Annotated in this window: 19 protein-coding genes; 17 read left to right on the forward strand and 2 right to left on the reverse strand. The window is 45.2% G+C overall.

Going from position 1 to position 15,769, the window contains the following annotated elements; all coding sequences use genetic code 11:
• Positions 1-8 precede the first annotated feature (8 nt).
• The 7 genes from mnmG to CB4_RS01970 all read left to right on the forward strand — a co-directional run bounded on the left by mnmG (position 9) and on the right by CB4_RS01970 (position 7,234).
• Positions 9-1,892: a tRNA uridine-5-carboxymethylaminomethyl(34) synthesis enzyme MnmG gene (mnmG, locus tag CB4_RS01940; protein WP_096463337.1), complete on the forward strand. Its 1,884-nt coding sequence runs from the start codon at positions 9-11 to the stop codon at positions 1,890-1,892.
• A gap of 10 nt (positions 1,893-1,902) precedes the next feature.
• The gene (rsmG, locus tag CB4_RS01945; RefSeq protein ID WP_096463338.1) at positions 1,903-2,619 is read left to right on the forward strand and encodes a 16S rRNA (guanine(527)-N(7))-methyltransferase RsmG; all 717 of its coding nucleotides are present in this window, start codon (positions 1,903-1,905) and stop codon (positions 2,617-2,619) included.
• Between the two features lie 150 nt (positions 2,620-2,769).
• Positions 2,770-3,597, forward strand: a complete 828-nt coding sequence (noc, locus tag CB4_RS01950) for a nucleoid occlusion protein (RefSeq protein WP_096463339.1) — start codon at positions 2,770-2,772, stop codon at positions 3,595-3,597.
• A gap of 32 nt (positions 3,598-3,629) precedes the next feature.
• The gene (locus CB4_RS01955) at positions 3,630-4,391 is read left to right on the forward strand and encodes a ParA family protein (RefSeq protein WP_096463340.1); all 762 of its coding nucleotides are present in this window, start codon (positions 3,630-3,632) and stop codon (positions 4,389-4,391) included.
• Positions 4,384-5,241 (forward strand): ParB/RepB/Spo0J family partition protein, encoded by an 858-nt coding sequence (locus CB4_RS01960; RefSeq protein WP_096463341.1) that lies wholly within the window; start codon positions 4,384-4,386, stop codon positions 5,239-5,241. The genes CB4_RS01955 and CB4_RS01960 overlap by 8 nt, the downstream gene beginning before the upstream one ends.
• 82 nt (positions 5,242-5,323) lie before the next feature.
• A complete protein-coding gene (locus CB4_RS01965; protein WP_096463342.1) occupies positions 5,324-6,481 on the forward strand; it encodes an aminotransferase class V-fold PLP-dependent enzyme in 1,158 nt (385 codons plus the stop codon).
• Between the two features lie 18 nt (positions 6,482-6,499).
• On the forward strand, positions 6,500-7,234 hold the full coding sequence (locus tag CB4_RS01970; protein WP_096463343.1) for a DUF554 domain-containing protein: 735 nt from the start codon (positions 6,500-6,502) through the stop codon (positions 7,232-7,234).
• Positions 7,235-7,302: 68 nt separating this feature from the next.
• Here CB4_RS01970 and yyaC read toward each other — a convergent pair whose 3' ends face one another.
• Positions 7,303-7,941 carry a spore protease YyaC gene (gene yyaC / locus CB4_RS01975; protein ID WP_096463344.1) on the reverse strand — a complete coding sequence of 213 codons (639 nt, stop codon included), beginning with the start codon at positions 7,939-7,941 and terminating at the stop codon, positions 7,303-7,305.
• Between the two features lie 215 nt (positions 7,942-8,156).
• Between yyaC and CB4_RS01980 the strand changes: the two genes are divergently transcribed.
• Genes CB4_RS01980 through CB4_RS01990 form a run of 3 tightly spaced genes read left to right on the forward strand, consistent with a single transcriptional unit; the run spans position 8,157 to position 9,582 of the window.
• Positions 8,157-8,417, forward strand: coding sequence for a putative Se/S carrier protein (locus tag CB4_RS01980; RefSeq protein ID WP_096463345.1), 261 nt, complete (start codon positions 8,157-8,159; stop codon positions 8,415-8,417).
• Positions 8,418-8,439: 22 nt separating this feature from the next.
• Complete coding sequence (locus CB4_RS01985; protein ID WP_096463346.1) at positions 8,440-9,366, forward strand: mechanosensitive ion channel family protein; 927 nt, start codon at positions 8,440-8,442, stop codon at positions 9,364-9,366.
• Positions 9,367-9,378: 12 nt separating this feature from the next.
• Entirely contained in the window at positions 9,379-9,582 is a 204-nt protein-coding gene (locus tag CB4_RS01990; RefSeq protein ID WP_096463347.1) for a DUF951 domain-containing protein, read from the forward strand.
• Between the two features lie 51 nt (positions 9,583-9,633).
• On the opposite strand, the gene CB4_RS20780 is transcribed toward CB4_RS01990, so the two are convergent.
• Positions 9,634-9,777: a hypothetical protein gene (locus CB4_RS20780; protein ID WP_157737760.1), complete on the reverse strand. Its 144-nt coding sequence runs from the start codon at positions 9,775-9,777 to the stop codon at positions 9,634-9,636.
• Positions 9,778-9,882: 105 nt separating this feature from the next.
• On the opposite strand from CB4_RS20780, the gene ychF reads away from it, so the two are divergent.
• The 7 genes from ychF (at position 9,883) to rplI (ending at position 15,762) form a co-directional block, all read left to right on the forward strand.
• Positions 9,883-10,989 carry a redox-regulated ATPase YchF gene (gene ychF / locus CB4_RS01995; RefSeq protein WP_096463348.1) on the forward strand — a complete coding sequence of 369 codons (1,107 nt, stop codon included), beginning with the start codon at positions 9,883-9,885 and terminating at the stop codon, positions 10,987-10,989.
• Between the two features lie 189 nt (positions 10,990-11,178).
• Positions 11,179-11,469: a 30S ribosomal protein S6 gene (gene rpsF / locus CB4_RS02000; protein ID WP_096463349.1), complete on the forward strand. Its 291-nt coding sequence runs from the start codon at positions 11,179-11,181 to the stop codon at positions 11,467-11,469.
• A 29-nt stretch (positions 11,470-11,498) separates the two neighbouring features.
• Positions 11,499-11,987, forward strand: coding sequence for a single-stranded DNA-binding protein (locus CB4_RS02005; RefSeq protein ID WP_172890747.1), 489 nt, complete (start codon positions 11,499-11,501; stop codon positions 11,985-11,987).
• Between the two features lie 39 nt (positions 11,988-12,026).
• Entirely contained in the window at positions 12,027-12,257 is a 231-nt protein-coding gene (gene rpsR / locus CB4_RS02010) for a 30S ribosomal protein S18 (RefSeq protein WP_096463351.1), read from the forward strand.
• Positions 12,258-12,350: 93 nt separating this feature from the next.
• Positions 12,351-13,346, forward strand: coding sequence for a YybS family protein (locus CB4_RS02015; RefSeq protein ID WP_096463352.1), 996 nt, complete (start codon positions 12,351-12,353; stop codon positions 13,344-13,346).
• Positions 13,347-13,360: 14 nt separating this feature from the next.
• Positions 13,361-15,322, forward strand: coding sequence for a DHH family phosphoesterase (locus CB4_RS02020; protein ID WP_096463353.1), 1,962 nt, complete (start codon positions 13,361-13,363; stop codon positions 15,320-15,322).
• Positions 15,319-15,762: a 50S ribosomal protein L9 gene (gene rplI, locus CB4_RS02025; protein WP_096463354.1), complete on the forward strand. Its 444-nt coding sequence runs from the start codon at positions 15,319-15,321 to the stop codon at positions 15,760-15,762. Before CB4_RS02020 ends, rplI begins: the two co-directional genes overlap by 4 nt.
• The last annotated feature ends 7 nt before the right edge of the window (positions 15,763-15,769 follow it).

Consider the following 15,769-nt stretch of genomic DNA (forward strand, 5'->3'; position numbering starts at 1 on the left):
TATATAAAGTGGGATATAAGGCAGGTTCGTTTGACGTCATTGTAGTCGGTGCCGGCCATGCAGGAGTAGAAGCGGCGCTTGCTGCTGCCCGCATGGGATGTTCAACACTGCTGTTGACGATCAATCTTGATATGATCGCTTATATGCCGTGCAACCCATCTATTGGGGGCCCGGCAAAAGGGCATGTAGTGCGTGAAATTGATGCTCTCGGTGGAGAAATGGGCCGAAACATTGATAAAACATACATTCAAATGCGCATGTTGAATACAGGCAAGGGCCCTGCTGTTCATGCGCTACGTGCACAGGCCGATAAATTCCTGTATCAGCATGAAATGAAGAAAACAATCGAAGAAACCGATAACCTTGTACTTCGTCAGGGCATGGTTGAGAGTCTCCTTGTAGAAAATGGAGTATGTAATGGTGTGGTAACGAAAACAGGTGCAGAATACGACGCCAAGGCGGTTGTATTGACAACTGGCACGTATCTGCGTGGCAAAATTATTATCGGAGATCTGCAGTATGAGAGCGGTCCGAACAATATGCAGCCGTCTGTTGAACTGTCTCATCATCTGCGTGAACTTGGGCTGGAGCTTGTCCGCTTCAAAACCGGAACGCCGCCACGTGTGCATGGCAGTACCATTGATTATTCACAGACAGAAATTCAGCCGGGTGATGATGTCCCTCGTGCTTTCTCGTATGAAACAACGGAATTCCGAGTAGAAGATCAGCTTCCTTGCTGGCTGACCTACACAAGTGAAGATACGCATACGATTATTAATTCTAATCTGCACCGTGCCCCGATGTTTTCCGGTGTAATTGAAGGGACGGGTCCGCGCTATTGCCCGTCTATTGAAGATAAAATTGTTCGCTTCAGTGACAAGCCGCGCCATCAATTGTTCCTGGAGCCAGAGGGCCGCAATACGGAAGAGGTGTACGTACAGGGATTATCCACAAGCATGCCAGAAGAAGTACAGCTTGATATCCTTAAGTCCATTCCAGGATTAGAAAACGTTAAAATGATGCGTCCGGGTTATGCCATCGAATACGATTCAGTCGTACCAAGCCAGCTCTGGCCGACGCTGGAGACGAAGCAGGTACAAGGATTATATACAGCCGGACAGTTGAATGGAACGTCTGGCTATGAAGAAGCGGCTGGTCAGGGATTGCTAGCCGGTATTAACGCAGCGTGCAAAGTACAAGGGCATGATCCAATTATTCTTGATCGCTCTCAGGCATACATCGGTGTCATGATTGATGATCTGGTAACCAAAGGAACGAATGAGCCGTACCGTCTGCTCACTTCACGTGCTGAATATCGTTTGTTGCTGCGCCATGATAACGCAGATATGCGCCTGACTGAAATCGGACATGAGATCGGTTTGATTCCGGATGAGCGTTTTGCTCGTTTCGAGGTGAAAAAGGCGCAGATTGAGGTAGAAAAAGAGCGCTTGCTAGCGACAAAAATTGGCCCGACACCGGAAGTTCAGCAAATGCTGCGTGAAGTGGGCTCCAAAGAACTTGATAACGGCATTGATCTGTATTCGTTGTTGAAGCGTCCGGAAGTATCATATGCGCGAGTTGTCGAACTTTTCCCGGCAGAAATAGATGTGCCGGCTGATGTAGCCGAACAGGTAGAGATTCAGATTAAGTATGAGGGGTATATTCGCAAGCAACTGCAGGATGTAGAGCGTCTGAAAAAAATGGAGCAGAAGCGCCTTCCACAGAATCTTGATTATCTCAATATCCACGGATTGGCGATGGAAGCCCGCCAAAAACTCGATAAAGTGAAGCCGTTGTCTATTGGTCAGGCATCGCGCATCTCTGGTGTCACACCGGCGGATATCTCGGTGTTGCTTGTTTACCTTGAGACATACAATAAAGTTGCGAAGTAGGGGAAGAATCATGGATGCAATGATGCTTCGGCAGCTGGCTTTTGACCATGGAATTTCATTGTCGGATGAGCAGTTGTCACAGTTCTATCGGTATTATGAGTTGCTGGTCGAATGGAATGAAAAAATGAATCTGACTGGGATTACAGAACAGGGGCAGGTGTATGAAAAGCACTTTTATGACTCCATTACGCCCGCTTTTTATCACGATTTCAGTACCGTACAGAGTGTAATTGATGTAGGCTCCGGTGCGGGGTTCCCGGGCGTACCGCTTAAGATCTGCTTCCCACATCTGAAGCTTACCATTCTGGATTCGCTGAACAAGCGCCTGATGTTTCTGCAGGAAGTAACGAAAGAGCTTGGCCTGCAGGATGTATCATTCCTTCACAGCCGCGCAGAAGACGCGGGAAGGAACGCAAAATATCGGGAAGCATTCGATATGGCTACAGCCCGTGCTGTGGCACGTATGAGTGTTCTTTCTGAGCTATGTATGCCTTTTGTTAAACAGGGCGGCATATTTCTTGTTATGAAAGGCTCAAACGTTGAAGAAGAGCTTACTGAAGGCAAAAAAGCGATTAAGACGCTCGGAGGAAAAACGGAAAGGGTAGAGACATTCCAGCTTCCAGAAGAGCAGTCCGAACGCAATATTATTAGTATTCGCAAGCAGCAGAAAACACCGGGTACGTACCCGCGCAAAGCCGGAACACCGGCAAAAAAACCGATTGTGTGAGTAATAGGAGAAGGCAGTCGTTTCGGCTGTCTTTTCTTCTGCTTATTTTTCGTAACGTTTCACGTGAAACATGGAAGAGGGCAGGAAATAAAAAAGCAAATGGCGAAATAGGACAGAAGCGGAAAGAAGGAGAGTGGGTGGTGTTAGTTTATGAAGGATCAGTTTTCCCGTTTGTTTGGTTTAACAGAGCGGACGGAGCATGAAGAAATCAAACAGATTCTTGTTACACAGATTGTTCCCAATCCTTATCAGCCACGAACAGTATTCGATAATAACAAAATCGATGAATTATGCGAAACGATAAAAGTACATGGAGTTATTCAACCTATCGTTGTCCGGGAGCGTAACGGCGCATTTGAAATCATCGCAGGTGAGCGTCGCTGGCGGGCCGTAACCAAACTTGGCATGGAGAAAATCCCGGCAATTGTTAAAGATTTTAACAACGAGCAAGCGGCATCGATTGCCTTAATTGAAAACTTGCAGCGAGAAGGACTAACTCCGATTGAAGAGGCGCTTGCGTACCAAAAATTAATTGATATTCACGGCCTGACACAGGAGAGTCTGGCCAATCGGCTGGGAAAAGGTCAATCAACCGTTGCCAACAAACTTCGTCTTCTGCATTTGCCGGATGCGGTACAAGAAGCGCTGCTTGGGCGTAAGATTTCAGAACGCCACGCGCGTGCGTTACTTTCTTTAAAGAATGAAGAGTTGCAGCTGAGAGTCCTTCAGGAAGTCGTAGAGAAGGGCTGGAATGTCAAACAGACAGAGCAGCGAGTAAAGCTATTGCTGGAGAAACAGCAGGAGAGAAAAGCGCCGCAGCGCCGATCTTTCTCAAAAGACATGCGACTTGCCATCAACACAGTGCGTCAGTCGGTTGATATGGTTGTGAAGAGCGGCTTGCAGATTGAAACAGAAGAAGAAGATCATGATGAATTTTATCAGTTTGTGATCAAAATCCCGAAAGAAAAACATACGTAAAAATCCCGATAAGTGAAGCAGAGGTGTAACGGATGGGGAAAATTATTGCAGTTACGAACCAAAAAGGCGGCGTCGGCAAAACTACTACCTCTGTCAATCTCAGCGCCTGCATCGCACAGGAAGGAAGGAAAGTTCTGCTTGTTGATATTGATGCGCAAGGAAATGCAACAAGTGGGATCGGAGTCGAAAAAGCACATGTGAGCTACTGTGTGTATGATGTTTTAATTAATGATATTAATACGATGGATGCAGTTCTGCCCACAGAAATTCCAAACTTATTCGTACTTCCGGCAACAATTCAGTTAGCGGGAGCTGAGATTGAACTTGTTCCCGTATATGCCCGCGAGAAGCGGTTAAAAAAGGCGCTTGATCTTGTTCGGGACAAGTATGATTATATTATTATTGATTGTCCGCCTTCGCTTGGGATTTTAACGATAAATGCGTTAACGGCAGCTGACTCTGTATTGATTCCGATTCAGTGTGAATATTATGCACTTGAAGGACTCAGTCAGCTGTTAAATACGATTCGTCTTGTTCAAAAGCAGCTGAATCGAAATCTTTATATTGAAGGTGTATTACTAACCATGCTGGATGCCAGGACGAATCTTGGTATTCAGGTGATTGATGAAGTAAAGAAATACTTCCAGGAAAAAGTGTACGGAACCATCATCCCGCGCAACGTGCGGCTTAGTGAAGCGCCAAGCCACGGGCAGGCGATTATTACATATGACCGCCGTTCTAAGGGAGCGGAAGTATATAGTGACCTGGCCAGAGAGGTGATTGGAATTGAGTAAACGATTAGGTCGTGGCTTAGATGCACTCATTCCTACGGTTGAGGTAGAAGAAGGTGACCAAATCCTCCATGCTGACGTTCGAAAAATAAGACCTAATCCGTATCAGCCGCGTAAGCATTTTGCAGAGGATGCACTACGTGAATTGGCTGATTCCATTCAGGAACATGGTATTATTCAGCCGCTTGTTGTCCGTAAAAGTATCAAAGGATATGAGCTTGTTGCAGGTGAACGTCGGTTGCGTGCTGCTAAATCGCTTAAATTAGATCATGTTCCTGTTGTCGTTAAAGATTTTACAGACGAGCAGGTTATGCAGATTGCACTGATTGAAAATTTACAACGGGAAGATCTGAACGCAATTGAGGTCGCGCAAGCATATCAGAAGCTGATGGAGACTTTTTCGATGAAGCAGGAGGATCTGGCAAAGCGTGTAGGAAAAAGTCGTCCTCATATAGCAAATTTCCTGCGCCTTCTTCATCTCCCAAATGAAATTCAGGAAAGTGTTTCACGTGGAACATTATCTATGGGACACGCCCGAACTCTTCTTGCAGTTGAAAATGATGAGATTAAACTAGAGCTTGCCCGCGAAGTGGAAGCAAAGTTGATGAGCGTACGTGAACTGGAAGAGATTGTTCAAAGACTGAATGAAAAGAAAAAAGTTTCACGCGAAACAAAAACGGATGGAAATGAGCGATTCGTTAAAGCGCTTGAAGAACGCTTGCGCATGACATTTGGGACGTCCGTCAGCATTAAGCCATCTCGTAATAAAAGAAAAGGAAAAATCGAGATTGCTTATTTCTCAGAAGAAGATTTGGAGCGCATTCTCGAGATTATTGAAAAAAATAGTGTATAAACAGGCAACCTGCAGCCAACAGGTTGCCTTTCATTCTGATTCGGGGATACTTGTAAGAAAGAGAAAAAAGGAGTGATGACAGATGCGCACCATTTATCTGGATAATGCAGCTACGACCTGGCCAAAACCAGCAGAGGTAAGCCGGGCGATGGTAGAATGTGTAGAAGAGTATGGAGCGAATCCGGGGCGGGGCGGTCATAAGCTCTCCATGAAAGCAAGCAAGGTTGTATATGGAACACGGGTAAAGCTGGCCCAGCTTTTTGGCATTCGGAATCCAAATGATATTTTTTTTGCAGCAAATGCAACACAGGCACTCAATCAGGCAATTAAGGGTTTTTGTAAGCCAGGGATGCATGTCATTACGACAGCCTTGGAGCATAATTCGGTTCGCCGTCCGCTTGAATTTATGAAACGCGAGCACGGTATCGAAATTACATATAGTAAGCCTGATGCCAATCATCTGTTTTCCGTTGAAGAAATCCGAAAAGCGATTCGTCCGGAAACAGGGTTGATTGTGGTAACACATGGCTCTAACTTGCTTGGGACGATTACACCTATCGCTGAGATCGGCAAACTGGCACGCGAACATGGCATTACCTATCTGGTGGATGCAGCGCAAACTGCCGGTGTACTTCCGATTCATGTAGAGGAGATGGCGATTGATATGCTGGCGTTTCCGGGACATAAAGGTTTATATGGCCCACAGGGAACTGGCGGATTGTACGTACGCTCTGATCTTTCGCTTGTACCGCTTCTTCACGGGGGAACTGGCGGTCAATCAGAGTTAGCTGATCAGCCCGATACAAGACCAGATCGGTATGAAAGCGGTACGCTGAATACACCGGGGATTGCTGGTTTGGGAGCCGGGGTGGAATTTGTGCTGCAGACTGGAGTCGATACGATTCGGGAAAAAGAATGGAAGTTAACACGGCTGGCACTAGAGGAGCTGGCACAAATGCCGGGCATTCATGTATATGGACCAGATAGGCAGATCGAGCGACTAGCTGTTATTCCGCTGACCGTAGATGGTATTGAAGCATCCGAACTCGCGTATATTTTGGACCAGCAGTATAACATTGCAGTTCGTTCTGGATTTCACTGTACGCCACTTGCACATGAGACAGCAGGTACAGCAGAAACAGGAGCAGTTCGAATAAGCTTTGGGTATTTTAATAGCGAAGAAGATGTGCAGGCGCTTATTACAGCACTCAAGGAGATCCAAGAGGCGTTTGGCATGTAAGCAAAGGAGCGAATATAGGTGGTACTGCTTGGAGCGATCGTCAATGCATTGACGATCATCATCGGTGCGCTGCTTGGCTCTCGACTCTCCGGTATTCCAGAGAGTACACGGGCGACAGTCATGCAGGGGCTTGCACTTGCGGTTTTAGTGTTGGGAGTACAAATGGGGATGAAATCGGACAATTTTTTGCTTGTTATTTTTAGTTTGGTTGTCGGTTCTATCCTTGGAGAGTGGTGGAAGCTGGAGGATAAGCTTCATCAGCTTGGAAAGTTTCTGGAAAGTAGAGTTGGGAGCAAAGGGAAGGGGAGTATCGCTACAGCTTTTGTTACAGCTACGCTCGTATATTGTGTGGGGGCGATGGCGATTCTTGGTTCACTGGACAGTGGCCTGCGAAATGATCATCAGATTCTATTTACAAAAGCGATGCTAGATGGTTTCTCGGCTGTAATCTTTGCATCTGGGCTTGGAATCGGTGTATTATTCTCGGCTGTTCCTGTTTTTCTATACGAAGCAGCTCTTTCACTTGGAGCTCATTTTATTAATCAACTTGTAAGCGAGGAGATGCTGATGCTAATTGTGAAAGAAGTGACAGCAACCGGTGGGATTATGATTATGGCGATTTCTTTGAATTTGCTTGGCGTTGTTAAAATTAGAACAGCAAATATGCTGCCGGCTCTTCTCGTTGTGACAGTGGGTGTGCCAGTTATTAAAAACTGGTCTGCTGTTCAAACGTGGTTTATGTCGATGTTTTAAAAAGAAAGAGCATACGTTTCACTGCATGGTATCGAAAGACATGCGTGGTGAATCATATGCTCTTTCATTTATTCTGATGCACTTTGATAAAAAGGGTTAGAAGACAGAGGAGGCATAAAGCGTGATGGGTACTCTTTGGAAGAAGTAATGGCTTGAGAAATAGAAGTTGCAATTACTTCGCCCATTTTCATTACGATACTGAGGCGAGTATTCTGAAGAACAAAGTATTCCATGAAGCCGCCAATGTTAACGATACCGGTGATATGGAACGTGCCTACTTCTGGAAGCTGCTTTTTCACACCGGCTCCTGGTTTGATGGGACCGTGTGCAACTGTGATTTTTCCGACACTATTCAACTGACCCAGGCACGCATCTACTGCAATAATGAGCGGATTTGTATGTTTTCTCTGCACATGTTCAATGGTTTCCTGCAGGTTAACGGCATGGACAGGAGATTCTAGCGTGCCGTATACAGTAATATGGTTCGTATACATTTTTTCCAGATTAGAGCCGACAATTGGACCCAGTGCGTCTCCGGTAGAGCGGTCAGTGCCGATACAGAAGACGATGATATCTGAATAACTACGATATGATTGAAGGCGCTGTCCGATATTTTCTGTGAGCAAAGCGATCGCTTGATCCTCTGTATGATCAACTCGATACGGTGTGAGCGGGTACATGTGTACCATATTATTGTTGTTAATCATGTGTACCTCCCGCTAAAAAATAATAGTATTAGTATATGCATAAGCTATGACAAATATACCTTTTACTATAATTTATTCACAAAGTGGAAAAAGGGGATAAAGACTAAGCTGACACGTAAAAAAATGAATGTCTCGGATGTGCGAACTGTACTGATTTTTGGTATAGTCGTTAACAGAAGCGTATGAGGCAGAAAGGATAGGCGAAGGAACAGAGAATGGAACTTTTGATTTTGATCGCATTTGATTCTACTCAGCAGGCATTGCGTGCTGAGATGCTGTTGGAGTACGCGGATATTGAGATTGATACGCGGCCGACTCCGAAAGAAGTGACAGCAGGCTGCGCTTTATCCATTGACATTTCGGCATCGGATTTCGAAAAGGCAGATCGGATTATTCGACAGGAGCAAGTAGAGATTAAAGGATATTATTGTAAAGATAACGGTATATATAGGCTGTATCAGCCGTACGAAAGATAAATATAGAGAGGGGAGGATTCGAATGGGCCTCGAAAAATATTATGACAGTTTTATGGCGTATGTGACGGATTGGAACAGATGGGAGAAGTTTGGCTCCATCACACTGAAGATCATCGTGATGTTCATTGCAGCCAAATTGATCGTAAAGATAACGAATGCTGCTGTAAACCGTATCTTTCAACAGCGGGAGAGCGGCGGGCGATTTGAGCGATTGCGTCTGGACACACGACGCAGTGAAACGATGCGAACGCTTATTAATAATATAATTAAATACACGATTTATTTTATTGCGTTCTTGAATGTATTTACGTTCCTTGGATATAATCCGCAACCTTTGCTGGCGAGTGCCGGTGTACTTGGATTGGCAATTGGTTTTGGGGCGCAGAACCTTGTTCGTGATGTGATCACCGGCTTTTTTATCATTTTTGAAGATCAATTTGCCGTTGGGGATGTTGTTACGATTGGTAAGGTAACGGGAACAGTACAGGAAATCGGATTGCGTGTAACCCGAATTAAAGTATGGACAGGAGAAGTTCATATCATTCCGAACGGTCAGATTACAGAAGTAACAAATATGTCTCTTGCAAACTCTATGGCGGTTGTTGATATCAGCGTGGGGTATGAACAGGATATTAATCATGTTGTGGAATTACTGAAAGAAGCAGCACCAAGATGGAAGGAAACCATTGAATCCATTGTAGAAATACCATCTGTACTCGGTGTGGAGCGATTCGGCCCATCGGAAGTGGTTATTCGTGTAATCGCAGAATGTGAATCCATGCAGCATGTTCCTGTGATGCGTACGCTTCGGGCTGATATTAAGGAAATGTTCGATGCTAATGGGATCGAAATTCCGTATCCACACATGGTTATGATGAATGGGGAAAAAGGAACAAACATCGAACAGGCAGAAGAAAATTCGAGACAAAAGCAAGCATCGGCTAACTAAAGGAGGGGCGGTATGGAGCGTAAGGTGTTCGGATTAGGTGATGTTGTAGAAATGAAAAAGCCGCATCCATGCGGAACAAATCGCTGGAAGATTATTCGGATGGGGATGGATATACGTGTGAAATGTCTCGGATGTGAGCACAGTGTTATGATCCCACGTGCAAAATTCGAGAAGCGATTAAAAAAGGTGTTGGAAGCAGCAGAACCTACGGAATAGAATGGCACAAAAAAAAGCGAAGGACGCCCTTCGCTTTTTTTTGTGCCATTCTTAGGCGTTCGATTTCTCGAATGCCATTAAAATAATTTCCTTGCTTGTTTCCTGGGATAGCTGGCGTTCAAGAGATTGGAGTTGTTCGACTTCTTTGCCGGACAGTTCTGCTGGTGGGAATGCATTTAAGTATTCGTTTGCCATGTTCGTCACCTCCCTGTCTCTAGTATGCTTCTTTTTTTCGCAGAATAACTCGTGCTATAATGGTAAAAGTGTTTTTGGAAACTAAACTGAGGAGTGTTTATATATATGGCAAATTCTTGCGGAATTGTAGGACTTCCAAATGTAGGGAAGTCGACGCTATTTAATGCGATTACACAGGCGGGAGCAGAATCCGCTAACTATCCGTTCTGTACGATTGAACCGAACGTCGGCATCGTGGAAGTTCCCGATCCGCGTCTGAACAAGCTGACAGAAATTGTTGTACCGAAGAAAACGGTACCGACAGCGTTCCAGTTTGTTGATATTGCAGGTCTTGTGCGCGGGGCCAGTAAAGGAGAAGGTCTTGGCAACCAGTTCCTTTCTCATATTCGTGAAGTCGATGCTATCGCTCACGTTGTACGCTGCTTTGAAGACGAAAATATCACACATGTAGAAGGAAAAATCGACCCGATTAATGACATTACGACAATCAATCTTGAGTTGATTCTGGCTGACCTTGAATCGGTAGATCGCCGTATTGATCGTCTCGGACGTAAAGTAAAGTCAGGCGATAAAGAAGCAAAAGTTGAATATGATTTATTACTTAAGGTGAAAGATGCGCTGGAGAACGAGAAGCCAGCTCGCAGCCTTGATCTAACAGACGACGAACAGAAAATGATTCACCATTTCCATATGCTGACGATGAAACCGGTTTTGTACGTAGCAAACGTAAGTGAAGACGGGATTCATGAAGCGGAAGCAGGCAATAACCCGTACGTGGAAAAAGTACGCGAGTTTGCTACGGCAGAAGGGTCTGCTGTCGTCATTATTTCGGCGAAAGTCGAATCTGAAATTGCAGAAATGGATGAAGAAGACAAGGCGATGTTCCTTGAAGAGCTTGGCCTTCAGGAATCTGGTCTTGATCGCTTGATTCGTGAAGCGTATACGCTCCTCGGTTTGATCACATATTTTACAGCCGGTGTGCAGGAAGTGCGTGCCTGGACCATCCGCCGTGGCACAAAAGCACCGCAGGCAGCAGCTGTCATTCATAATGACTTTGAACGCGGCTTTATTCGGGCGGAAGTAGTCGCTTATAACGACTTAATGGAAGCTGGTTCCATGAACCAGGCGAAAGAAAACGGCAAGTTCCGTCTCGAAGGTAAAGAATATGTTGTGATAGATGGCGACATTATGCACTTCCGTTTCAATGTATAAAATATAGCTGGACAAACATGTAAATAAATGGTAAATTAAATACAGAAAGAGCAGATAATTAACACCTTGCTATTATCTGCTCTTTTTATTATAATAGTGAAATGCGAGTTTAGAATTGCCATGTGTAATACAGGCTCGCTCCTTGTCCCGCAGTCGCGGGGCCGCTTAGTCCAAAAGGAGGTGAAAGGTATGCGCAAATACGAAGTTATGTACATTTTACGCCCAGACCTTCAGGAAGAGGCTGCTAAAGCAAACGTTGAACGTTTCTCTGGCGTCCTTACTGAGAACGGTGCTGAGCTTGAAAAAGTTAACGAAATGGGTAAAAAACGTCTGGCGTATGAAATCAACGATCATCGTGAAGGTTTCTACGTGCTCATGAACTTCCAATCCGAGCCGCAGGCTATTAACGAGATGGAACGTCTGATGAAGATCAGCGATGACGTCATTCGTTACTTAGTTGTTCGTGAAGACGAAAAATAAGTTCGATTGATTTTATAAAGGGGGTTATCGTGTTGAATCGAGCGATATTGCTAGGTCGTTTAACGAAAGATCCGGAATTGCGCTACACGCAGAACGGAACAGCTGTAGCAACATTTTCACTGGCTGTAGACCGGAGAACGACTAACCAGCAGGGTGAAAGAGAAACCGATTTTCTCAACATCGTAGTCTGGAGCAAGCTGGCTGAGCTTTGTGCCCAGTATTTGAAGAAAGGCCGTCAGGCAGCTGTCGAGGGCCGGATTCAAACACGCAACTATGAGAATAAGGAAGGCCGACGCGTCTATGTCACAGAGATTGTGGCAGAGAATGTACAGTTCATTGGTGGACAAGGTCAGGGCCAGGGTGGTTCAGGCTTTCAGGATGAGCCGTACAGTGGCGGCGGATTTGGTCAAGCTCCTTCCTCTGGTGGCGGCAGCCGTTCGCGTGATGCCTTCAATGATAATCCCTTTGCTGATACTCAAAAACCGATTGATATCTCGGATGATGATCTACCATTCTAGAAAGCTACCGGCATACTATTAATCAAGGAGGGAACTATCATGGCACAACGTCGTGGACGCGGCAAACGCCGTAAGGTTTGTTACTTTACTTCAAACAAAATCACGCACATTGACTATAAAGACATTGATTTGCTCAAGAAGTTTGTGAGCGAGCGCGGAAAGATTTTACCGCGCCGTGTAACAGGTACTTCTGCTAAATATCAGCGCATGCTGACAATTGCAATCAAACGTTCTCGTCAAATCGCCCTGTTACCATACGTGACAGAGTAGGATATAAATACATGAGAGGCAGGGGAATGATTCTTCTGCCTCTTTTTGTTGTATAGTAATAAGAATGAACAAGAAAGAGAGGTGAAGTGGTATATGCAGAGTAATGTACGAGGACTTCTGGAAGGTGCATTTATGAGCGCTATTTTTCTAGTGCTTTTTCTTATTTCGTTCTATACACCACTAGGTTTCATCGCGATTATGGCACTGCCGGTTCCGATGACAGTATACGGATATCGTCATCCGCTGAAGCAGGGATTATTAACGGTACTGGCTGCGGTATTGTTGACATTTGTATCAGCGGCTGGTGTAGCAGGTGTGCTTATATCCTTGCCGGCGGCCCTAGTTGGTATAGGAATGGGATATATATATAGGAAGAAAAACAATGCCGGTCAAGCACTTATTACCGGAACTGTGATTGGGTTGGTTACGGTATTTATCAGTATTGGTATCTCTCTTTTATTTCTTCAGATTAATCCAATTGATACGGCTGTTACAGCTATGAAAAAGATGACAGAAACTATGTTTCAAGGGATGGAAGCAAAGTTGAATGCTTCTCTTCAGCAACTTCCACAGGCACAACGAGAGGGTGCGCAGGGTCATCAGATCACAGCGATGCAGGAGAGAATCAAGATGATGGAGCAAGAACTTATTCCGATGGTATCTATGATTATCCCGGCATCGTTGATCGGATCATCGCTGTTAACTGCATTATTGAATCACGTGTTGTCTAGCCGTGTCTTACAGCGTATGGGGGCTAATGCGCCTGCTTTGCCTGCGATTCGGCATTTGCGCTTTCCACGTTCAGTTTTGTATTATTATCTTATTGCGCTCATTATTCCGGTATTTATAGGTCCGGTGAAATACCCGTTTGTAAGAATGGCGGTTATGAACATCAGTATACTGCTTCAGTATGCGATTATCATTCAAGGGTTTGCGGTGTTTGCATACTGGGCGCATAAGAAGAATTGGAGAAGAGCGGGACTTATTGTGGCTGGATGTATATTTCTTATTCCACCGTTTACCTTTATACTAACACTGATAGGCATTTTGGATGCTGGATTGGACCTGCGGGGTCGATTTCTTCAATAATAGGAGCTGAATATATGCCGAAGTTCCTGGCAAAATGCTGGTTTGGATCGCATATGATACTGGCTCTTCTTTTTGGGCTAGCGGCAACGGGGCTGCTTGCACTTTATGTCCACTGGATATTTGGGCTTCTCGGTATCCTGGGGCTGGTTCTTATCATATATGTCACACTGCAGAACAAAAAACGATTTCTTAATGAAATGGAGTCGTATGTGACTTCACTCGGCCATCGGATTCAACATGCAGGAGATGACTTGATTCAAGCTATGCCAATTGGAATTGTGCTGGTCAATGACAATCAGTTGATTGAATGGCACAATCAGTATGTGCAGACGATGACAGGCAGAACGAACTTAATTGGTGAGATGCTGCTTGAAATTTTTCCCCCGCTTGCAGATGTGAAGCCGGGGAAAGAAAAAGCGGAAATTACATATCAGAAACATATTTACGATGTGGAGATCCGCTCGGATGAGCGTCTGTTTTATTTTACAGATATCACGCTTTATAAAGAGCTGCAGATGCATTACGATGATGAGAAGCCGGTAATGGGAATTGTCCATCTGGATAATCTGGATGAAGTGGTACAGGGGATGGATGAGCAAAGTCAGAGTATCTTACTGACAAATGTAACAGGTGCGATTACCAAATGGGCACAGCAATATGATATTTATTTGCGACGATTCGCCTCGGATAAGTTCTTTGCGGTGCTGGATCAAGGAACGTTGCAAAAGTTAGAAACGACACGCTTCGATATTCTTGATGTCGTCCGTGAAATGACCACGAAAAACAAGATTCCAATCACACTTAGCATTGGGATTGGTGCAGGTGTTGATGGACTAATCGAACTCGGCGAGATGGCGCAGTCAAGCCTTGATGTGGCGCTTGGTCGAGGCGGGGATCAGGCCGCTGTGAAAGTCAGAGATAAGCTTACGTTTTACGGTGGCAAATCAAATGCGGTCGAGAAGCGCAATCGTGTGCGTGCCCGTGTAATTGCCCATGCGCTCCGTGATTTGATGCTTGAGAGTGATCTCGTATTGATTATGGGTCATAAAATGCCTGACATGGATGCGATTGGTGCTGCGATTGGGGTACTGAAAGCTGTACATGCAGCAGATAAGCAGGGGTATATTTTGCTTGATGAAAGCAACCCGGCGATTGAGCGGCTGATGCAGGCTGTAGAGGAGCATGAAGATCTGAATGATTACTTTATTACAAGTGATCAAGCGATCCAGATGGTGACACGCCGGACGCTTGTTGTGGTAGTAGACACACACCGTCCATCGATGACGATTGAACCTCGTCTGCTGAATATGACCAGCAAAGTGGTGCTCATTGATCATCACCGTCGCTCGGAAGAGTTCATTGCCGATCCTGTTCTGATCTATCTGGAACCATATGCGTCGTCTACGAGTGAGCTGGTAACGGAGCTATTACAGTATCAAGGTGAGAATCTTTCCCTTGATGTGCTGGAAGCTACAGCGCTTCTAGCCGGTATTGTAGTAGATACGAAAAGCTTTGCTTTCCGGACTGGATCACGTACGTTTGAAGCTGCATCTTTCTTGCGCCGTAAAGGAGCGGATACCGCTCTCGTGCAGATTTTGCTGAAAGAAGATCTGACACAGTATATCCGACGCGCTGAAATTGTACAGCAAACTGAGATTATCGGAAAAAACATTGCTATTGCCCAGGGGAAGAATGATGAGAAATACGGGCAGCTACTCATTGCACAGGCTGCGGATACGTTGCTTACGATGGCGGGAATTGATGCTTCGTTTGTAATCTGCCGCAGGCCGGATGATATGATTGGGATTAGTGCCCGCTCACTCGGTGACTTCAATGTTCAAGTTGTGATGGAGCAGATGGGTGGTGGCGGACATCTAAATAATGCGGCTACTCAGCTTAAGGAAGTCACGGTAGCTGAAGCAGTTGAGCAGCTAAAACAAGTATTGAAAAATTACCAGGGAGGGAAACTGAAATGAAAGTAATTTTCTTACAAGATGTAAAAGGACAGGGGAAAAAAGGAGAAATTAAAGAAGTCTCTGAGGGATATGCCCGCAATTTCTTATTTAAAAAAGGTCTGGCTCAGGTGGCGACCGAGGGTAACATGAAGATGCAACAGGCTCACCAAAAGAGCGAGGAAAAGCGCAAGCAGGAAGAGCTTGAAGAAGCAAAGGCGCTTGCCAAAGTGATGGCAGAAACGGAGATTACCATTAAGGCGAAATCAGGAGAAGGTGGCCGCTTGTTTGGAGGCGTGAGCACGAAGCAAATCGCAGAAGAACTAAAGAAGGCAGGCTTCAAAGTCGACAAGCGTAAAATTTTGCTTGATGACCCGATTCGTACGCTCGGCTACACAAATGTTCCGATCAAAATACATCAAGAGGTAACCACAACGATGAAAGTACACGTCGTTGAAGAATAGAATTGAG

Origin of the sequence: Aneurinibacillus soli (genome assembly GCF_002355375.1) — a bacterium.
Taxonomy (GTDB): domain Bacteria; phylum Bacillota; class Bacilli; order Aneurinibacillales; family Aneurinibacillaceae; genus Aneurinibacillus; species Aneurinibacillus soli.